Annotated in this window: 19 protein-coding genes and 1 tRNA gene; 11 read left to right on the top strand and 9 right to left on the bottom strand. The window is 45.0% G+C overall.

Going from position 1 to position 20,702, the window contains the following annotated elements:
- Positions 1 to 101: 101 nt before the first annotated feature.
- Entirely contained in the window at positions 102 to 1,358 is a 1,257-nt protein-coding gene (locus tag AB6D07_RS07635) for a methyl-accepting chemotaxis protein (protein ID WP_012603193.1), read from the bottom strand.
- 97 nt (positions 1,359 to 1,455) lie between these two features.
- On the opposite strand from AB6D07_RS07635, the gene AB6D07_RS07630 reads away from it, so the two are divergent.
- Positions 1,456 to 2,205: a potassium channel family protein gene (locus AB6D07_RS07630; protein ID WP_017102954.1), complete on the top strand. Its 750-nt coding sequence runs from the start codon at positions 1,456 to 1,458 to the stop codon at positions 2,203 to 2,205.
- Positions 2,206 to 2,244: 39 nt separating this feature from the next.
- Here the strand turns inward: AB6D07_RS07630 and AB6D07_RS07625 are convergent, their stop codons facing one another.
- Positions 2,245 to 3,762, bottom strand: coding sequence for an inorganic triphosphatase (locus AB6D07_RS07625; RefSeq protein WP_017102953.1), 1,518 nt, complete (start codon positions 3,760 to 3,762; stop codon positions 2,245 to 2,247).
- Positions 3,763 to 3,969: 207 nt separating this feature from the next.
- Here AB6D07_RS07625 and AB6D07_RS07620 point away from each other — a divergent pair, with 207 nt between their 5' ends.
- The 3 genes from AB6D07_RS07620 (at position 3,970) to AB6D07_RS07610 (ending at position 6,858) form a co-directional block, all read left to right on the top strand.
- Positions 3,970 to 4,650, top strand: a complete 681-nt coding sequence (locus tag AB6D07_RS07620; RefSeq protein ID WP_010434644.1) for a TIGR00153 family protein — start codon at positions 3,970 to 3,972, stop codon at positions 4,648 to 4,650.
- 128 nt (positions 4,651 to 4,778) lie between these two features.
- On the top strand, positions 4,779 to 6,041 hold the full coding sequence (locus AB6D07_RS07615) for an inorganic phosphate transporter (RefSeq protein WP_012603189.1): 1,263 nt from the start codon (positions 4,779 to 4,781) through the stop codon (positions 6,039 to 6,041).
- A 205-nt stretch (positions 6,042 to 6,246) separates the two neighbouring features.
- Positions 6,247 to 6,858, top strand: a complete 612-nt coding sequence (locus AB6D07_RS07610; RefSeq protein ID WP_017100421.1) for a TIGR04211 family SH3 domain-containing protein — start codon at positions 6,247 to 6,249, stop codon at positions 6,856 to 6,858.
- Between the two features lie 169 nt (positions 6,859 to 7,027).
- Here the strand turns inward: AB6D07_RS07610 and AB6D07_RS07605 are convergent, their stop codons facing one another.
- Positions 7,028 to 7,984, bottom strand: a complete 957-nt coding sequence (locus AB6D07_RS07605; protein ID WP_372091251.1) for a general secretion pathway protein GspB — start codon at positions 7,982 to 7,984, stop codon at positions 7,028 to 7,030.
- Positions 7,984 to 9,672 (bottom strand): AAA family ATPase, encoded by a 1,689-nt coding sequence (locus AB6D07_RS07600; RefSeq protein ID WP_372091252.1) that lies wholly within the window; start codon positions 9,670 to 9,672, stop codon positions 7,984 to 7,986. The genes AB6D07_RS07605 and AB6D07_RS07600 overlap by 1 nt, the downstream gene beginning before the upstream one ends.
- Before the next feature lie 36 nt (positions 9,673 to 9,708).
- Between AB6D07_RS07600 and AB6D07_RS07595 the strand changes: the two genes are divergently transcribed.
- A complete protein-coding gene (locus AB6D07_RS07595; RefSeq protein WP_017102949.1) occupies positions 9,709 to 11,025 on the top strand; it encodes a multifunctional CCA addition/repair protein in 1,317 nt (438 codons plus the stop codon).
- A 100-nt stretch (positions 11,026 to 11,125) separates the two neighbouring features.
- Here AB6D07_RS07595 and AB6D07_RS07590 read toward each other — a convergent pair whose 3' ends face one another.
- Genes AB6D07_RS07590 through folB form a run of 3 tightly spaced genes read right to left on the bottom strand, consistent with a single transcriptional unit; the run spans position 11,126 to position 12,783 of the window.
- Entirely contained in the window at positions 11,126 to 11,929 is an 804-nt protein-coding gene (locus tag AB6D07_RS07590) for an undecaprenyl-diphosphate phosphatase (protein ID WP_004735967.1), read from the bottom strand.
- A 15-nt stretch (positions 11,930 to 11,944) separates the two neighbouring features.
- Complete coding sequence (gene folK, locus AB6D07_RS07585; RefSeq protein WP_017102948.1) at positions 11,945 to 12,427, bottom strand: 2-amino-4-hydroxy-6-hydroxymethyldihydropteridine diphosphokinase; 483 nt, start codon at positions 12,425 to 12,427, stop codon at positions 11,945 to 11,947.
- On the bottom strand, positions 12,424 to 12,783 hold the full coding sequence (gene folB, locus AB6D07_RS07580; protein WP_004735969.1) for a dihydroneopterin aldolase: 360 nt from the start codon (positions 12,781 to 12,783) through the stop codon (positions 12,424 to 12,426). Before folB ends, folK begins: the two co-directional genes overlap by 4 nt.
- A gap of 138 nt (positions 12,784 to 12,921) precedes the next feature.
- Here folB and plsY point away from each other — a divergent pair, with 138 nt between their 5' ends.
- Entirely contained in the window at positions 12,922 to 13,518 is a 597-nt protein-coding gene (plsY, locus tag AB6D07_RS07575; RefSeq protein WP_009847793.1) for a glycerol-3-phosphate 1-O-acyltransferase PlsY, read from the top strand.
- 91 nt (positions 13,519 to 13,609) lie between these two features.
- Here plsY and AB6D07_RS07570 read toward each other — a convergent pair whose 3' ends face one another.
- Together AB6D07_RS07570 and tsaD are read right to left on the bottom strand one after the other, a co-directional pair.
- Positions 13,610 to 14,425 carry an alpha/beta fold hydrolase gene (locus AB6D07_RS07570; protein ID WP_012603182.1) on the bottom strand — a complete coding sequence of 272 codons (816 nt, stop codon included), beginning with the start codon at positions 14,423 to 14,425 and terminating at the stop codon, positions 13,610 to 13,612.
- Positions 14,426 to 14,549: 124 nt separating this feature from the next.
- A complete protein-coding gene (gene tsaD / locus AB6D07_RS07565; protein ID WP_009847795.1) occupies positions 14,550 to 15,566 on the bottom strand; it encodes a tRNA (adenosine(37)-N6)-threonylcarbamoyltransferase complex transferase subunit TsaD in 1,017 nt (338 codons plus the stop codon).
- A gap of 258 nt (positions 15,567 to 15,824) precedes the next feature.
- Here tsaD and rpsU point away from each other — a divergent pair, with 258 nt between their 5' ends.
- From rpsU to AB6D07_RS07540, 5 genes are all read left to right on the top strand, one after another.
- Complete coding sequence (rpsU, locus tag AB6D07_RS07560) at positions 15,825 to 16,040, top strand: 30S ribosomal protein S21 (RefSeq protein WP_004396009.1); 216 nt, start codon at positions 15,825 to 15,827, stop codon at positions 16,038 to 16,040.
- Between the two features lie 25 nt (positions 16,041 to 16,065).
- Entirely contained in the window at positions 16,066 to 16,509 is a 444-nt protein-coding gene (locus AB6D07_RS07555; protein WP_009847797.1) for a GatB/YqeY domain-containing protein, read from the top strand.
- A 119-nt stretch (positions 16,510 to 16,628) separates the two neighbouring features.
- Positions 16,629 to 18,380: a DNA primase gene (gene dnaG, locus AB6D07_RS07550; protein WP_017102947.1), complete on the top strand. Its 1,752-nt coding sequence runs from the start codon at positions 16,629 to 16,631 to the stop codon at positions 18,378 to 18,380.
- Positions 18,381 to 18,479: 99 nt separating this feature from the next.
- Positions 18,480 to 20,324: an RNA polymerase sigma factor RpoD gene (rpoD, locus tag AB6D07_RS07545; protein ID WP_009847799.1), complete on the top strand. Its 1,845-nt coding sequence runs from the start codon at positions 18,480 to 18,482 to the stop codon at positions 20,322 to 20,324.
- 163 nt (positions 20,325 to 20,487) lie between these two features.
- Positions 20,488 to 20,563: transfer RNA gene (locus tag AB6D07_RS07540), tRNA-Ile, on the top strand.
- Positions 20,564 to 20,702 lie beyond the last annotated feature (139 nt).

Genomic DNA, 20,702 nt, shown 5'->3' with positions numbered 1-20,702 from the left:
CAAGTAAAGCCTTTATCTCTAATAACAAGTTTCTGTGGCCAAACCTCTAGGAATAGACCTTTAGATCTTACGAACTAGAGCTCAAGACCGAGAACTGGGGGTTAAACCTTAAACTGCTTAATCTTACCGTCTAGCTCTTGTGCGTTGCTTTCCATGATCTCAGAAGTCTCGAGAAGCTCACCCACCACCACTACGGAGGCTTCAACAAGCTCACGAACATTGGTCAGATTGACACTCATCTCTTCCGCCACACTAGTTTGTTGGCCCGCAGCAGTCGCGATCTGGAAGTTCATATCATTAATCTGGTTTACCTGACTTACGATGCCATCAAGCTCAGAACCAGCGTTAGTCACTAGGTCTACGCCTTCAGCCGCTTCAACAACACTCTTTTCCATCAGCTCTACAGCCGAGTTAGCACTGCTTTGTAGATGGCTGATCATATCTTGAATTTCTACTGTCGCTTGCTGAGTACGTTGCGCAAGGTTACGAACCTCATCGGCAACAACCGCAAAACCACGTCCCGCTTCACCGGCACGCGCGGCTTCAATCGCTGCGTTCAAAGCCAATAGGTTGGTTTGCTCTGAAATGCCTTGGATAGTACCAACCACACTGCCAATCGAGTCTACGCGCTCTTCTACTTGGTTTACCGCTGCTGCAGAGGCTGCGATGTCCGAAGAAAGCTCACTCATCTTAGAAACAGAACCTTGAACGAACTTCTGACCTGTTAGTGCTTGACCTGATGCTTGCTCAGTAAGAGAAGAAGCACTTTGCGCGTGCTCAGCCACAGTTTGCACAGTAGACGTCATCTCGCTCATTGCTGTCGCTAGTTGGTCGATTTCGTTAAATTCTTCCTGAGCTGAATCTTTGGTTTCGGACATGCTGATGGTCATCACTTCCGTCAGGGCAAACAACTCATCAGAAGAGGCCACCTGAGTTTTGATCATGTCATTCAACTGGACTCGAGTTTTTTCGAGTTCTCGTGCCACATCACCGTATTCATCTTTACAATCCATATGAATAGGCACTGATAGGTTCTTATCGGCCATCGTTTTAATGGCGTCATTGAGGTATTGAGTTTGGCGAAGCATAACGCGCGCTGCCGCCAATAGAAGAACCACAAACACAATGATCATCAAGGCTGTTTGCCAAGCCACTTGAACTAGGTAAGTCTCGTAATGCTGCTGTGCAACTTGTGCATTGTTAGTGACTGCAAGTAATGAATCGTAAAACGCACTTGCGTCCCATAGCTGCTTCGAAATAATCAAGATAGTGCTGAAAACCATCAGCATGATCATTTTTGGAACGAGACGGATGTCCGAGATAATCCTTTCCCACGGCTTGAATGACAGTTTAGTCATTGTCAGTTCTCCATTAACTCTTATATATTGATGGCTTCTATATCCGCGAGATGGCTATGTCAGTCAAAGTTCGCGATTTATTTTGAGCCTCGTATGAATGTTAAATAGTATCAAAGACACCACTAAGCCGATGAGCTTATTATCACTGATTCTCTCTTTCTTAGCGTTATTTGTGATCTCAGGCTTATTGTTTGCACCGATTGATAAAGAATCGAAACAAGTTCTTATCGGCCTGGACTTTATAATCTGTAGCGTTTTTCTTTTTCAGCTCACTATTGATCTATTCAGATCACAAAATAAGAAAGAATATCTAAAAGTACACTGGATCGATTTCTTGGCAAGCATCCCTATGGTCGAGCCACTTCGATTCGCTCGCATTTTTCAGATCTTGCGCGTGATTCTCGTTCTTCGGTCAGGAAAACGTGTTTTCAGGGAGCTGTTTAGCAATCGAAAAGAAACGACACTCGCCTCAATTATTTTGCTATTGGTTATTCTCCTGACCATAGGTGCAGGAACAATACTGCTGCTAGAGCACAAGGATCCCAATGCCAATATTACCACTGGCCAAGATGCTTTATGGTGGGCTTTCGTAACGATTAGTACCGTGGGGTACGGCGATCATTATCCAGTGACGAGCTCAGGCAAGTTAGTCGCTTCTCTGGTGATCATTTGTGGTGTGGGTGTTTTTGGTATGATTTCAGGGTTGATTACTTCTTTGATCACCTCTCCAACTCGCCATGACAATCAACGAGCTGAAAACAAAGAGAAGCACCTTGAGAAGATCATTGAGCAACAACAGAAAATTCTCGAACGACTAGAAAATCTGGAACAACAAACAAAAAAATAGGGCCGAAGCCCTATTTTCAATTTCATGTTGTTATGAAACTCAGTCTTGCCAATACGGCTCAACTTCTACACTTATTTGGCGTGTCTGTTCCATCGCATGCAGAATAGACACCTCTTGACGAGCTAACCAACGCTCTAGCTGAACCTTCTCATCGCCTTCTAACTTCTCAGTCAAAGGCTCCAGTGTTTTAAGTGCCAACAAGTCATCAATGCCTTGCACCATATCGGCCCATGGCAAGCGGAAACTGTTTCGCTCAGCGTCATCATATAAACTCGCGAAACCAACACCAGAATACAGATTACGCATCAAACGGTATTGCTGCTCAATATACGCTTGGCTGGTCATCACTCGCTCTGGCGGGAAAGCTTCCATCAAGTCTGCCCATGTGCGATCGAGTTGCTGCACGGAAAACCATTCGATACCACGACCCATTTGCTCACGCGCTTTCTCATCTAAGAAAGGCTGCCAGCCACGAGACAAGATCCAACGGCTCAGATCCAACAATAAACCGGTGTAACGAGCAGAGCTCAGCAAGGTAAGCAGATCTTCACGATCTGGCAGTTGCTCTTGCATCTCTTTAAGCTCAGCGACTAAGAACTTACGCGCATCGAGTTTACGTAGTACGTGTCCTTTATCTTCCAGCAAGTCTTCGAAGTGATCATAGCTTTTCAGCCAGTCGAGCTCTTGCTCAAGCCATTTCAACTCTTGACGTAAAATAGCACTCGCGCGTCTTGGGACAATGCCACCGTAGATAGTGAAGGTTTGACGAATAAAACTCAGCGAGTGACTGATCTCATGCAGCGCTTCAATCGATTGGCGCTCGGTGAAGATCTGCTCGTGATAGTGCCAATGAGCGAGAGCATGCTCTAAAGATTGAATGAAACACGATTCAACGGTATCACTTTTGTCAGTATCAACTAAGGTCAAAGGAGTGACTTCATCTCCTTGATAACCTTGAGCAAGGCGGTAACCCTTAGCTGCTTTGCTTAGGTTACCCAAACGCATACCACCTTGTTCGCAGAATTGGCGAGACAATGTAAATAGTGCATCCGTCTGACCGGATTTAAGTTCCAATTCAACTTCGCAAATCGGTTCTTGCAGGTCGCCTGATTCAACAAAGCCTTGATCGAATGCGACCTCGACTTGGCTACCATCAGGCATACCAATCAACCACTGCTCACGCGTGAAGTTAGTAGAGAACAGAGGAGTCAGCTCAGCTTGCAGCGTTTCGATGTCTTTACCTGCTGGCCAGATATCCTCTGGGTGCAAGGCTAGCTTAGGTTCGTTGCTGTCGTGCTCTGCATTGTATTCAGGCCTTTGGTGCAGGCCAGCAACCACACGACCAGCAGTCTTTACGGTTTGTACAAATACGTCATCAAAGCGTCGAATGCGTAAGCCTGTATCGTGCTTACGTAGCCAGTTGTCAGCGGTGTCAAAGTAGATGTTACCTAGCTCACGACAACTGTGCTGAAGTACTTTAGTTTCAGCAATTTTATTGCGTAAAGTCTCTGAAAATTCAGGAGAAACAAAAAACTTCAGTTCTATCTCGGTTTCCATAGTTATACCTTTCTGTGAAGATAGGGACAGGATATTGCCAATTTGAAAAGTCGGCAAGTCAGAAATATCGCCCTTATGATGATCTAAAACAGTTTTAATGAGAGATTGATTAGGTTAACATGCGCGACTTTGTAGCCATCGCTTAACATTTCACCATGAATATGGTGTATGTTGTTTTAAGGTTATTATTTATTAGGTTGGATGACCATGCCAGTAAATACAATTATGGGGTTATTTGCAAAGTCCCCAATTAAACCTTTGCAGCGTCACGTAGTATGCGTGAACGAATGTTGTTCTCACCTAGTTAATTTCTTTGAAGTTTCTTCAAAAGGTGACTGGGAAAAAGCATCAGAAATTCGAGCTCAAATTTCTCACCTTGAGAAAGAAGCTGACGTACTAAAACGTGAAATTCGCCTTAAACTTCCTCGTGGTTTGTTTATGCCAGTTGATCGCACCGATATGTTGGAGCTATTAACGCAACAAGACAAACTCGCAAACCTAGCGAAAGACATTGCTGGCCGTGTATATGGTCGTCAACTTGTCATTCCTGCTCCAATGCAAGAAAACTTCATCGCTTACGTTAAACGCTGTCTAGATGCAGCGAACCAAGCACAAAACGTAATCAATGAATTAGACGAATTACTTGAAACTGGCTTTAAAGGCCGTGAAGTAACACTCGTTGCCGAAATGATTCATCAATTAGATGTAATTGAAGATGACACGGATGCGATGCAGATCGAACTACGCCAACAACTAATGGCAATTGAAGGCGATCTGAATCCAGTTGATATCATGTTCTTATACAAAATTCTTGAATGGGTTGGTGGTATTGCAGATCAAGCACAGCGTGTAGGCGCTCGTCTTGAAGTAATGCTTTCTCGATCTTAAATCATACGTTAACCATATAACGAAGAGCATTTTTTGAACAAACCACTTATGCGCTGAGTATTTCTCTCGCTGAGCGGTTTTTTGCGTCTAAATTTGTTCCGCTTGTTATCAAACAACTAGGTATTACGATGGATATCCTTGCTAACTACGGCACTGTCCTGATTATTGTTGCAGCAGCTTTCGGTTTCTTGATGGCTATTGGTATTGGTGCAAATGACGTTGCGAACGCAATGGGCACCTCAGTAGGCTCTAAAGCTCTAACCGTTAAACAAGCGATCATTATCGCAATGATCTTTGAATTCGCAGGTGCTTACCTTGCGGGCGGCGAAGTAACAGACACGATCCGTAAAGGTGTTATCGAAACATCTCTGTTTGCAGATCAACCTGACGTACTTGTGTACGGTATGATGTCTGCACTACTCGCTGCTGGTACATGGCTACTTCTAGCTTCATACATGGGCTGGCCAGTATCAACGACTCACTCAATCATCGGTGCAATCATCGGTTTTGCTTGTGTGTCTGTGGGTACTGAAGCTGTAGATTGGAACAGTGTCCAAGGCATTGTGGGAAGTTGGATTGTCACACCATTGATTTCCGGTATCTTCGCCTATCTCATATTTGTCAGTGCCCAGCGACTGATATTCGATACAGAAAACCCGCTATTCAATGCGAAGCGTTTTGTACCGGTATACATGTTCATTACTACAATGGTCATTGCACTTGTAACGATCAAGAAAGGTCTTAAGCACGTAGGCCTTCATCTAACCGGTACTGAAGCATGGTTATGGGCTGCAGGTGTTTCTGCTGTCGTCATGATTGGCGGTTACTTATACATTCAGAAGAAGTTTGCTAACCGCGAAGAAGACCACGGTTTTACTGGCGTAGAAGGTATCTTCAGCGTACTAATGGTTATCACAGCTTGTGCAATGGCATTCGCACACGGTTCAAACGATGTTGCCAACGCGATTGGTCCACTATCAGCGGTTGTTTCAACAGTTGAGCACATGGGCGAAATCTCAGGCAAGAGTACTATCGCATGGTGGATTCTTCCACTAGGTGGTATTGGTATCGTTGTTGGTCTTGCAACAATGGGTCATAAAGTAATGGCAACCGTTGGTACTGGTATTACAGAACTAACTCCTAGCCGTGGCTTTGCAGCTCAACTAGCGACCGCGTGTACGGTTGTACTTGCTTCTGGTACTGGCCTTCCGATTTCAACCACGCAAACATTAGTTGGTGCGGTATTAGGTGTAGGCTTTGCTCGTGGTATCGCAGCTCTAAACTTAGGCGTTGTGCGTAACATCGTAGCTTCTTGGATTGTGACGTTACCTGCAGGTGCTCTACTTGCTGTTGTATTCTTCTACGCAATTCAGGCTATGTTTACTATGTAATAGCCCTGACGCTAGTCAATATTAGCGTCAGAAAACGGTGAGCTTCAGTAAAGATATGTAAATACCATGTCATTATTGACTCAAACGCACAGAAAGGGAGGCTTTGCCTCCCTTCTTTGTTGCACCATATAAAAAAACTAAATATTATTTGCTCATTGAGGCTGACTCATACGCCTACCCAATTTGAATCGTTAAAGGATTTACTGTGAAAAAACTGATTAGCTTAGTTTTGTTCGCAATGCTTGCGGCTCCAGCTGCCTTTGCTCAAGACCGTTATATTGCTGACAAACTATTTACTTATATGCACTCTGGCCCAAACAATACTTTCCGTATCATAGGTAGTATTGATGCCGGTGAGAAAATCACCTACCTGCAAACGAACAAGAGCACGGGTTACACTCAGGTTCAAGATAACCGAGGACGCAAAGGTTGGGTTGAGAGTAAGTTCGTAAGCACGAAAGAAAGTATGGCACTGCGCATGCCTAAGCTAGAGAAAGAACTCTCTGAAGTAAAAGGCAAGCTGGCAAATGCTCGCCAAAGTGCTGATAGCGAAAAAGCAGGTCTCGCAAGCTCTCTAGACTCTCGTAACAAGCAGATTGCTGAACTAGAGCAGAACTACAGTGAGATTAGCCAACAGCTAACGAGCTCTCAAACAGAGAACCGTGAACTACGCGCTAAGCTAGATACTCAAAAAGATGACTTACTATTGAAGTACTTCATGTACGGTGGTGGTGTTGCTGGTATTGGTCTACTTCTTGGCCTTGTTCTGCCACACATCATGCCTCGTCGTAGAAAGTCACCAAACGGCTGGGCGTAAGCCTCGCATTTGCTAGTAGGTTCAGTATCGCTAGTAGGTTCAGTATCGAAGATCAAAAAGGAGCACCGAAGTGCTCCTTTTTATTTGTCTGGATTTATCATTCAAGTCACAGCGCTAATACCTATTACAGCGCTAACATCAATCACAGTAAGTAGTAATATCGATAGTACTAACCTTTCCACTCATACAAAGCTGGGATTTCTATTTTCTGCTGATTGAATTCAATGATTACCGATTGTGGTTTAATCTCAAGCAACTGAATACCCCGCTCGATCCATTCCCCTTGAGCAACTTCGTGTCCATTCACTTTTACCCAACGCTTAGTTTCGCTACTCGAGTACATGTGAGTTTGTAAGTCTAATTTAGGTAATACACCAGCCAATCTATTGCCATGTGTTTCTAAACCGATGACCTGAGAATCCATATCCCCCACAGGTCTAGAATCCATCGGTTCAGGTGAAACCGACGGCTCTCCCATCATTGATTCAAGCTTCAACGCTAAATCGGGTGACAACTCGGTGAGGTCTAACCCTTTCAGTAAATCACGGTCCGATTGCAGCGTGGCATTATCATTATTCGTTCCAGGTTTAACTGACGGTTCAATAGATAATGGCTCTAAATTCGTTGCTGCTTGATTACTATTATCTACATTTTCCATGATCGCTTTTGAGCCACTAGCGATATTACCGATGTCGGTGCCCATCTTTGCATGTATCTCTTGACGCGGTAGTGCTTTCAAAAACTGGCTTACCGGGGCCGAGCGAACAGAGAATAATGCTTCATCGTCTGCATTCACTGACACTGCATTCACTGACACTGCATCCACACTGGCAATGCCAGCACCGGCAATTTGAGGCTCAAGGTCTGATTGAAGCTTTGATTCAGGCAGAACTCCGGAGGAAACGGGGCTAGCCGAGCCTTGCTGCTGTTGATTATACGACTGATAAGCCAGAACGCCGCCCACCAATAATGAAGGCACCAAGACAAGGATCAGTCCCATTGTTAACGATGAACCTCGTTTGTTGCTAATCCCTCTAACAGAGCTAGGCACGTGATGGTTTTGGTAACCTTTAAAGCTAGGTTTATGATTAGAAGACTGTTTAAGCTCGTGCATAATACGTGACATTAGCTTTCGCCTCCTTCTAATGACATCAACTTAGGCGAGTCGAGTTGAGCTAATCTCTGCAACCTTGCTAAGGTGCGCTTACCTGCGATGCCATCAACAGACATACCCTGCCAAGTTTGAAACGCTTCGATTTTCATTTTCAATTCATAGTCAAATACATCACTGCCCGATACGTCTTCACCCAAGACTTCTGAAAGCAATAGATCAAGTAAAGCAACCGCCTCACCTTGATAACCCTCTTTCAGGGTCTCTCTTAGCGGCTGTTTCCAAATCGCGACATAATCACCTTGCCAAATTTGCTTTAAGGTCCGCTTAGGCATCACCAATAGCTTTTCGTTGACTAGGAGCTCAACAGACTCCTCAGACGCGCCATAAAGTACAGCAAACACAGGTTCTTGACCTAATTCCAGATTAAGAACCACGGGAACTCCAAATTCAATCAAATATTCTAAATTGGCTTGATGTTGCTCACATACAAATACACTTTGTTGTTCACTCAAACATAGCCAATCACGAAGCGAAGATTCATACCCCCAAAGCGTGTATAGGTCCCTAATTGCAAGCGTTTGATTATTCCCTTGCTTTAAGTGATTCTGAACATCTTGTGGTAGTGCAAACTTCGAAGTCTTGAGATCTTGAACCGGTATAGATTTATCATCCAATATCGGTGTTTCAGCCACAAATGATCGTTGAGTATTCGCCGCTACTTCCGTTTTCACTTCACTGGAAGTATCTGCAGGCATCCATGAACTAATATAGGTTGGGGCGAAGTTAAAGGTCGCGATTGCAAGGCCGACACTTAATGTGGCAATCCCCGCGTATTGGAGTAATTTTGGGGCTACATGAGTAGCACGAGTTTTCTCGACGTGATACACATCAGCCTGAAAGGCCATGATCTGCTGACAAGCTCGGTTAACCGTTTCATTACTCGGTGATTTATCACCATCATGGAAAGCCAATTGCAGCGCTTTATCACACACCAAGTTAATGAGCCTCGGAATACCATGGGTATATGGGGAGATAAGCTTGATTGAACGATTCGAAAACAACATCTGCTCACCACCAGCCGTTTCCAAACGAAACGCGATGTACTTACCCGTTTCTTCGATATTAAGAGGTAATAAGTGATAGCGACCTGTAATCCGCTGCGCGAGTTGACGTAGCTGTGTGGTTTGTAAGTGTTGCTGTAATTCAGGTTGTCCAACCAACAGCACCTTTAATAGCTTACGACTATCGGTTTCTAAATTGGTCAGAAGGCGTAGCTGCTCCAACACATCAGCTGCAAGGTGTTGGGCTTCATCTATCACCAATAAGGTTTGAATGCCTTCAGCATGGCTATCAAGCAGGAAGTGATGAATTGCCTGACTCAGCTGTTTCAACGACGCTTGTTCAGGGTATTCGACCTCAAACTCATCGCAGATAGCTTCAAGTAAATCTGAATTGGAAAACGTAGGGTTGAGTATAAGGCCAGCTTGAGTCTGATGATCGAGTGATGACAACATCGCTTTGGCGACCGTTGTTTTTCCTGTACCGACCTCACCAGTAAGCATCGCAAAGCCCCCACCTTCGCCTAAACCGGCTTGTAGGTTCTGCATCGCTTCTTGGTGACGCTGACTCAAAAACAAATAGCGAGAATTTGGTACAATCGAAAATGGCATCTCAACGAAGCCAAAATATTCCTTATACATGTGCTGCCCTATAATTACGATTAATGGAAAGTACCATTGCTCGCAGTAAAGTCCAGCAGTGATAAAACATTTCGAGGTGATAAGTTGCAAATATACGATAGCCTACCAAAAGACAATGGACTACAGCGCTATCTAGTCGGTGGAGCGGTACGCGATAAGCTGCTCAATATTGACAGTTATGATAGAGATTGGGTCGTGGTAGGAAGTACCCCTCAAGAGATGGAAAGCCTTGGCTTTACAGCTGTCGGAAAAGATTTCCCTGTATTCTTACACCCAAAAACCAAAGAAGAGCACGCACTGGCTCGTACTGAGAGAAAATCAGGTTCAGGTTACACAGGCTTCGAGTGTTACTTCGCTCCAGACGTGAGTTTGGAAGAAGATCTGATGCGCCGCGATCTAACGATCAACGCCATCGCTCAAGATGACAAAGGCCAACTTTACGATCCTTATCATGGCCAAAAAGATCTCTCTGACCGCATTCTAAGGCATGTCTCGGACGCTTTTATTGAAGATCCTCTTCGTGTGCTGCGTGTGGCTCGCTTCGCCGCTAAACTCCATCACCTCAACTTTACGGTTGCACCTGAAACCATGGTGATGATGAGTGAGATAGTGCAATCCGGTGAACTGGCACACCTCACTGCCGAACGAGTTTGGCAGGAATGGCATAAATCTCTTAGCACTCCCCACCCTGAAGTGTTCCTTTCTGTATTGAAAGAGTGTGGTGCATTGGCAGTCGTATTACCTGAGATTGACGCTCTATTTGGCGTCCCTCAACCTGAAAAATGGCACCCTGAGATCGACACGGGCATTCACACGCTAATGGTGGCTCAACAAGCTGCACTACTAAGCCCATCGTTACCAGTACGCTTTGCCGCTCAAGTGCATGACTTAGGTAAAGGCGTCACACCAGAAAGCGAGTGGCCAAGCCACAAAATGCATTGTCATACTGGCTTGAAGATCATCAAGAAGCTGTGTGAAAGAGTCAGAGTGCCTAATGAATTCAGAGACCTCGCGTTGTTAGTGTGCGAGCAGCATTCCAATATCCATCGTGCAGGCGAGCTAAAGCCAACCACCTTCCTCAAGGTTCTCAACAAGTTCGATGTTTGGCGTAAGCCAGATAGACTCGACGATATACTGCTTTGCTGCCAGGCCGATCACGCAGGCCGAAAAGGATTAGAAAATCAGCCGTATCCTCAAAAAGCGCGTTTTGAAGTGGCTTACCAAGCAGCACTTCAAGTCGAAGTTAAAGCGATTATTGCCGATGGTTTTCAAGGTAAAGACATTCGAGAAGAACAAGAGAAGCGCAGAGCTGCCGCGATTGAGATTGCCCTATTAGAACTCGCTGATAATTGATCGTAATAACACTGGTTACCATGCATTAAAAAACCCGCGACTAAGCGGGTTTTTCCGTTTCAATCTGTAGGACGAAACATTTGTCTTCGTAAGTCGAGCGCTACTGCATCATCAAGAAAGCAAATAGACCAAAACCTAAAATCAGGCGGTAGATAACGAACGGCGTCATACCCATACGAGAGATAAGCTTCAAGAAGAAGTGAATACAGATATAAGCACTAATGAAAGAAACCACGATTCCCGTTAGCAAAGTACCAACATGGATTGGATCACCACTGGTCACTAACTTCAGGCCCAAATAACCACCAGCCAGAGTGATGATTGGGATAGACATCAAGAAAGAGAATCGAGCCGCCGCTTCACGTGTGAAACCAAGGTAAAGTGCTGCGGTAATCGTCGCGCCAGAACGAGACGTACCAGGGATGATAGCCATTGCTTGAGCAAGACCAATAAACAGCGCCTTTTTCCAACCCGCTTGGTATTCGTCATCACGCAGGCTTGAGTTCTTATCCACCCACCATAGCAACAGACCAAAGATAATCGTGGTCGTTGCAATCACCCACGCACTGCGCAAGTAAAGCTCAACAATATCTTTCATCAACAAACCAAAGATACACGCAGGAATCGTCGCGAGAATGATCATCCACGCGAGCTTTGCTTCTTTACTGCGATCGCCTTTAAAAACTGAACCAAAAAATGCGCTCAACAGAGAGACCACTTCTTTGCGGAAATAGATAACGACGGCAGCCAGAGTACCGACATGGACCGCCACATCAAAAGCCAAACCTTGATCTTCCCAACCTAAAACAGCCGAAGGAAGGATTAAGTGTGCAGAACTGGAAATAGGTAAAAACTCAGTAAAACCTTGCACCAACGCCAACATAAACGCTTCAAAATAACTCATTACTTACCTTAAAAATTATAGTGTTATATCAACGACAGAGAGCGTATCTAATTGCTGCATCTTCTGCCATATTTTACTGACGGTTCTTCCATCTTGCGGGATCACTCTCGCAGGACAAAGATCATAAAGTGGTTGTGTTACAAAAGGATATTTATAGATATCACTGCGTGGTAATTCTGGATCGCTCTCAGAAACCACCTCTCCAAACAGCACAATATCAAGATCGAGCTTTCGATCTTGAAGCTTATGGGCATCTTGAGGGCGACCCCATTTAAACTCAATTTTACGGAGCTGCTGTGAAAATTCAGTCAATGAGAGTGATGTGTCGATCTCAATCACAAAGTTATAAAACGAGTGGCTTTTAAACCCCACAGGCTCACAGTGATAGATCTTAGAGCATTTAAGGTTAGTCCCTAATGATTGAAGCTCTGTCCATGCCACCCTTGCATGCTTGTCGCGGTCTATGTTCGTGCCAACACCAACATAGGCTATTGTCATGCTTGACCTCTTTCGATGATCACACCCACGGCTTTTGCTTGTGGTACTGCGCCAGGCTTCGCTAGACGAATTTTAATCCAAGGCACTGAGAACTGAGTCATAATCAATTCAGCGACTTCTTCTGCCACACGCTCAACCAATAGGAATCGGCCATTCGCAATGTGGTCAAGTACGGCAGTGCTGACTGTCGAGTAATCCAAAGCATCGACAACATCATCACTCTTACCTGCTGGGCGATTGTCATGAGCCATTTCAATATCAAGCACAAGTTTTTGTTTAATCTCTTGTTCCCAATCGTAAACACCGATCGTTGTAATTACTTCTAGCTGTTCAATGAAAACTTTATCCAGTGCCATGACTTGTCCTTTTAGAGGTCGGATACCCATACCGGGGAAAAAAACGTATTATTTGCGTAATTCCAGATATGATATCAATTACTCTTAGATTGAGCATTATTTTCCCATCGTTAGACTTATAACTGTTTAAGGAAAAACATGACCCCATTGGCACTCATCATGATTATTGCTGCCTATTTACTAGGTTCAATCTCTAGTGCGGTCTTGATATGCCGAGTCTTAAGACTTCCTGACCCAAGAACTGTGGGGTCCAATAACCCCGGAGCCACCAATGTGCTTCGCGTGGGTGGCAAAGGCGCCGCTGCGGCCGTCCTGCTTTGTGACATGCTTAAAGGCACCATTCCTGTTTGGCTTGGCTACTACCTCAAGATCGATCCCATCATTTTAGGTGTTGTGGCGATCGCAGCCTGCCTTGGTCATATGTATCCAATATTCTTCCACTTTAAAGGTGGTAAAGGCGTCGCAACCGCACTCGGAGCTATCGCCCCAATTGGATTCGATCTAACGGGCATGATCATGGCGACCTGGTTAGTTGTGGCATTTTTGTTTCGTTATTCTTCTTTAGCTGCACTGGTTACTGTGTTGCTCGCACCTTTCTACGCTTGGTTAGTCAAACCTCAATACACACTGCCTGTGGCCATGTTGTGTTGTTTGATCGTCCTACGTCACCATCAGAATATCCGCCGCCTACTCGATGGCAGCGAACCAAAACTCGGGCAAAAAAAATCGGCTTAAACTGTCATGTCTAAGCCGATCCATTTTTAAATTGAGATACGTTTAAACCAACGTAAATCTCTGTCGAGCAATACTATTCAATATCTAAAGCTTACAGCAGATGTTTATCTAAAAACGTCTTCAGCATTGTGTTCACAAACTCTGGTTGCTCTAGCGAACTAATATGACCAGCACCAGGAATCACCACTAACTCACTGCCCGTAATACAATCGTTCATTAGGTACGACTCAAGTGCCGGACGTGGTTTGTCTTCTTGCCCTACAGCGATCAAAACCGGCAGTGCAAAGCTCTCTACTGCTTCAATCATATCGCGACGTCCAAAGACCATTCGACCGATTCGAGCCACTTCTTCAGCGTTCTCACCCTTAAGAGCCGATAATTTCTGAGTAAAGCCTTCCACTAAAGTTGGCGTGTTTGTTTGAGCATCATTTGCAAAGAACAATGGAACAACCGCTTCAACAATCGGTTGAGGAACCATCTTGGTTTGAGTAATGGTGTCTAACATGCTGAAGTATTTAGCATGAGCAACTTCTGGTTCTAAACCAACAAAGGTATCCATTAGAACTAAAGATTTAATACGTGCAGGTGCAAGTTCCGCTAACTCGGTTCCCCACATACCGCCAACCGATAAACCTACTACGGAAAATTCTTCGATTTCTAAATGATCAAGTAGATCCAAAATGTGTTGAGCGTAATCTTTTAAGTTGCGCATCGAGCTCGGCGCGGCTTGTGATTCACCATGAGACCAAAGCTCTGGAACAATACAGCGATACTGAGTTTTTAATGCATCGATCTGCGGCTTCCACATTGCACTGTCCCAAAGGTAGCTGTGGCCTAATACAACAACAGGGCCTTGACCTTCATCTAGGTACGCCATCGATTGATTGTCTACTGTGAACTTGTTCATTTTCTTCCCTAATCTCTATCAGCAATTATTTATCGACATACAGTCGGTAAGCTAGGATATAAAAACGGCCGCACTCAGCGACCGTTTATCGAAATACTATGGTTTATTTGGCGATTGGTTATGATTAAACAATCGGCTCTAGCTGGTCAATTGGCCAACGCGGTGTGGCATGGACAGATAAATCAGCCGTTTCACCATTCTTCAGGCGCTGCATGCCCGCATAAGCGATCATCGCACCGTTATCTGTACAGAACTCAGTGCGTGGGTAGTACACCTCTCCACCGATTTTCTTGGCTAATGCTTCAAGCTCAACTCGTAGTTGTTTGTTGGCACTCACACCGCCAGCAATCACGATACGTTTCATACCCGTCTCTACCAACGCACGCTTACACTTGATTACCAAGGTCGCACAAACCGCTTCTTGGAACGCATAAGCGATGTCAGCACGAGTTTGGTCATCATTGTCATTAGCACGAATGGTATTTGCCGCGAACGTTTTCAAGCCCGAAAAGCTCATATCTAGACCCGGACGATCGGTCATTGGACGTGGGAACTTAAAACGACCTGGCGTGCCTTTTTCTGCGAGTCGAGATAGCAGTGGACCACCCGGGTAATCTAAGCCCATTAGCTTCGCGGTTTTATCAAACGCTTCACCCGCCGCATCATCAATCGATTCACCAAGAATTCGGTATTCACCAATGCCTTTCACTTCTACCATCATGGTATGACCGCCAGACACCAGCAGAGCAACAAATGGGAATGGTGGAGGATTGTCTTCTAGCATTGGCGCAAGAAGGTGACCTTCCATATGGTGCACTGGCACAGCAGGCACGCCCCACGCATAAGCAATACTGCGACCAATCGTTGCGCCCACAAGCAATGCACCAACCAAACCAGGGCCAGCCGTGTAAGCCACGCCATCAATATCTTTCGACGTTAGGTTCGCTTCTGCCAATGCCGCTTTAATCAGTGGAATGGTTTTTTTTACGTGGTCACGCGACGCTAGCTCAGGTACCACACCACCGTAATCGGCGTGCAGCTTTACTTGGCTGTATAACTGATGAGAAAGCAGCCCTTGCTCATCATCATAAATTGCGATTCCTGTTTCATCACAAGAGGTTTCAATACCAATAATGCGCATAATTTTCTCGGCACGCTTTCGTCTAAAATGGGAAATTAGCGCAATATTACCCTGCCTAAGCTCTTCAAACAAATATTGTACAGACTATAATCGACAAAGTGCTTTACAAAGCCACTGTGATCGGATTAAAATTCCGCACCATTTTTGATCAAGCTGGTTAATGACCAAACGCGAATAGAGAGTTAGCTCGATGGGTAACTTCTCTGATTTGGTACTGAATAACCAGCGATAATGAATAACCCCTGAGGTGAAAGGCATATGCCAATAGTTAAAGTACGTGAAAACGAACCGTTCGACGTTGCACTACGTCGTTTCAAGCGCTCTTGTGAAAAAGCAGGTATCCTTTCTGAAGTGCGTCGTCGTGAGCATTACGAAAAGCCAACTACAGTTCGCAAACGCGCTAAAGCAGCAGCTCAAAAGCGTCACGCTAAAAAGCTAGCTCGCGAAAACGCACGTCGCGTTCGTCTGTACTAATAACTTAATCCATAAGGACTGAGTTATGGCTCTTATTGAACAACTCAAAGAAGAGCAAAAATTAGCGATGAAAGCCAAGGACAAACCGCGCCTTGGCACTATCCGCTTAGCTCTTTCAGCAATTAAGCAACGTGAAGTTGACGAACGGATCACTCTGAACGACGACGACATTATTGCTATATTAGTTAAAATGGTTAAGCAACGTCGCGATTCTGTTGCTCAATATGAATCGGCAAATCGTCAAGATCTTGCTGACGTGGAAAAAGCAGAAATTACGGTACTTGAAGGCTTTATGCCTCAACCGCTAACTGAAGAAGAAGTTATTGCACTACTTGATAGCGCAATTGCAGAAGCTCAACCTGCGGGCATGCAAGACATGGGTAAAGTAATGGCTATCTTGAAACCACAAATTCAAGGGCGTGCAGATATGGGTAAAGTTAGTGGTTTAGTTCGTTCTAAACTCGCTTAATCCCAAATCAAATTGCAACAAGCCGTGCAATCCTTCGGAACGCACGGCTTGTTTGTATCTGTAACCTATTCAAACTATTATTATCCACACTCTCAGTTAGTGCATTTTTCTAAGGTTTTATGGCAGGACACATCCCGCGTAGTTTCATCGATGATCTCCTAGCGCGTCTCGACATTGTCGATATTGTGGACGCACGCGTTAAACTTAAGAAAAAAGGCAAAAACTATGGTGCTTGTTGCCCATTTCACAACGAAAAGACCCCTTCTTTCAGCGTAAGCCAAGAAAAACAGTTTTATCACTGCTTTGGTTGTGGCGTACACGGCAATGCTATCGACTTCATTATGGAGTTCGAACGTCTCGATTTTGTTGAAGCGATTGAAGAGCTGGCCTCATTTTTAGGACTTGATGTTCCTAGAGAACAGCGCAGCGGTGAAATATCCACGGCGCCAAGAGCTAACAGCGAACAAAAACGTAACCTCTACGATTTGATGGGCGGCATCAGTAATTTTTACCGCTCTCAGCTAAAAATCTCAGCTAACAAACCTGCGATTGATTACCTAAAGAATCGTGGACTGTCTGGGGAAATCGTACAGAAGTTTGGCATTGGCTACGTCGCTGATGAATGGGACTTGGTTCGTAAGAACTTTGGCCAACAAAAAGAAGCCCAAGACATGCTCGTGACTGGCGGCATGTTAATCGAGAATGATAAAGGCAACCGATACGATCGATTCCGTGGACGTGTCATGTTCCCGATTCGCGATCGTCGAGGTCGAGTGATTGGTTTTGGTGGTCGTGTCTTAGAAGACGGCACACCGAAATACCTGAACTCACCAGAAACGCCTATCTTCCATAAAGGCAAAGAGCTTTACGGCCTTTATGAAGTGCTGCAAGCCTACCGTGAGCCGCCGCAAATACTTGTGGTTGAAGGTTACATGGATGTCGTGGCATTAGCGCAATATGGTGTTGATTACTCAGTGGCATCACTGGGCACCTCGACAACCGGTGACCACGTTCAAATGTTGTTCCGCCAAACCAGCACAGTGGTTTGTTGTTACGATGGTGACCGAGCAGGTAAAGAAGCGGCGTGGCGCGCACTCGAAAATGCGCTTGAATACCTGAAAACAGGTAACACGCTCAAGTTTCTATTTTTACCCGACGGTGAAGACCCAGATAGCTATATAAGAGAGAATGGCCAAGAGGCCTTCGAACAACTGGTACAGAATGCGACACCGCTTTCTACTTACTTGTTCGATAATCTTATTGAGATACACAAGTTGAACCTGGGAACAACGGAAGGGAAGTCGGCACTGCGAGCACACGCAAGCGCCTTGATTAACAAAATCCCTGACAGTTATTTCCAAGAACTGCTCGAAAAATTATTGGATGAGCGTACTGGTTTTGATAACCAACTGAGACGAGCTCGTGTTCATACTAAGAACCCGACACCTCAACCGCATAAAGAACTAAAACGCACTCCAATGCGAGAAGTTATCGCTTTGCTTATCCAAAATCCGAGCTATGCTGATATGGTACCGGATTTATCAAGTGTCAAAGGCTTACAGTTGCCTGGACTAAGTTTATTCGTCGAAGTACTTGATAAATGCCATGCGCATCCCCATATCAACACAGGCCAATTATTAGAGCATTGGCGACACAATAAACATGAGGCGCTTCTGTCTCGTCTCGCGAGCTGGGAAATCCCCCTCGACGAAGACAATCAAGAAGACATATTTTTAGACTCATTGGACAATATCCTTGCCCAGTGCGTTGAAAAACAAATTGAAAACCTGCAGGCCAAAGCAAGAAGTGTCGGTTTATCAGCCGAAGAAAAAAGGGAGCTACTAGCTTTAATGCTAGATCTAAAAGCGTAACCCTGTTTGATTAGTCAGCATTTAATAAATTTGTTAACATAATTGGTTTGCATTTGAGAATGCAACGTCCTTCACCAGACCTGAAGTTGGATATCATCTATGGATCAAAATCCGCAGTCACAGCTTAAATTACTTGTTATTAAAGGCAAGGAACAAGGCTATCTGACCTACGCCGAAGTAAACGACCACCTACCTGCAGAAATCGTGGATTCTGAACAGGTAGAAGACATCATTCAAATGATCAACGACATGGGTATCAAGGTAGTAGAAACTGCACCTGACGCTGATGATCTAGCACTTAATGATGACGATGCCAATATAGATGAAGATGCAGCTGAAGCTGCTGCTGCTGCGCTTTCAAGCGTAGAAAGCGAGATTGGCCGTACAACTGACCCAGTTCGTATGTACATGCGTGAAATGGGTACAGTTGAACTACTGACTCGTGAAGGCGAGATCGACATTGCGAAGCGTATTGAAGATGGTATCAATACTGTTCAATTATCTGTAGCTGAGTACCCAGGCACTATTCCATACATCTTGGAACAGTTTGACCGCGTACTCGCTGAAGAGATTCGTTTAACAGATCTAATCAATGGCTTTGTTGACCCAGACGACGATGGCACAGCTGCGCCAACGGCGACTCACATCGGTTCAGAACTTGCTAAAACTGATCTAGAAGACGAAGACAAAGAAGAAGCAGAAGACGACGAGGAAGAAGAAGAGGAAGATACAGGTATTGATCCTGAGCTTGCTCTTGAGAAGTTCACAGCACTTCGCACTAGCTACCAAAACCGTCAACTAGCAATCAATGAATACGGCCACGAAAGCCCGAAAGCAACGCTTGCAACAACAATGATGCAAGACGTGTTCAAAGAATTCCGTCTGACGCCAAAACAGTTTGATTACCTAGTAAACGAACTGCGTACTTCAATGGATCGCGTACGTACTCAAGAACGCCTAATCATGCGTCAAACGGTTGAGTACGGCAAAATGCCGAAGAAATCTTTCATTGCTCTATTTACTGGCAATGAATCTAGCGAAGCATGGTTGGACGAAGTTCTTGCTTCAGACAAGCCATACGCAGAAAAGATCAAACGTAACGAACACGACATCCGTCGCTCTATCCAAAAGCTGGATATCATCGAACGTGAAACGTCTCTTACTGTTCAAAGCATTAAAGATATCAGCCGTCGTATGTCTATCGGTGAAGCGAAAGCTCGTCGTGCGAAGAAAGAGATGGTTGAAGCGAACTTACGTCTAGTAATCTCGATTGCTAAGAAGTACACGAACCGTGGTCTACAATTCCTGGATCTAATCCAAGAAGGTAACATCGGTCTGATGAAAGCGGTAGATAAGTTTGAATACCGTCGTGGTTACAAGTTCTCTACTTACGCTACGTGGTGGATCCGTCAAGCAATCACTCGTTCGATTGCCGACCAAGCTCGTACTATCCGTATTCCGGTTCACATGATCGAAACGATCAACAAACTAAACCGTATCTCTCGTCAAATGCTACAAGAGATGGGTCGTGAACCGCTTCCGGAAGAGTTGGCTGAGCGCATGCAAATGCCTGAAGACAAGATCCGTAAAGTACTGAAAATCGCTAAAGAGCCTATCTCAATGGAGACACCAATCGGTGACGACGAAGATTCGCACCTAGGTGATTTCATCGAGGATACAACGCTAGAACTGCCTTTAGACTCTGCAACGGCAACAAGCCTGCGCGGCGCAACTAAAGACGTTCTTGCAGGCCTAACTCCTCGTGAAGCGAAAGTACTGCGTATGCGTTTCGGTATCGACATGAACACTGACCACACTCTAGAAGAAGTGGGTAAGCAGTTCGACGTTACTCGTGAACGTATCCGTCAAATCGAAGCAAAAGCACTGCGTAAACTTCGTCACCCAAGCCGCTCAGAAACTCTACGCAGCTTCCTAGACGAGTAATTACACGCTTTAGTGTGGTTAGCTTTTAAGCATAAAATAAAAAAGGTGAGCGTTGGCTCACCTTTTTTGTACCTGTATGATTTAAGTGGCTAAGATGTAAGCGGAATTGCCCCTCATAGTGTCTAGACACCAATGAATGCTTCCCCTATAATCTATGCCCTACGGCCCCTTAGCTCAGTGGTTAGAGCGCACGACTCATAATCGTTCGGTCCCCAGTTCAAATCTGGGAGGGGCCACCAAATTCCGATAAGGCTCATGAAGAAATTCATGGGCCTTTATCTTTTCTAGTCCTTTCCATATCCGGTCTTCGATTACTTCCTGTAAGCACGATTCCATTAGCGCCAGTGAAACACTCCACCTAATCACCACAGAACCCAT

The sequence above is a fragment of the Vibrio sp. 10N.239.312.C11 genome (assembly GCF_041466065.1).
Classification (GTDB): Bacteria; Pseudomonadota; Gammaproteobacteria; order Enterobacterales; family Vibrionaceae; genus Vibrio; species Vibrio tasmaniensis_A.
The sequence above is the reverse complement of the archived record's forward strand: the minus strand, read 5'-3'. Positions and strand labels throughout refer to the sequence as shown.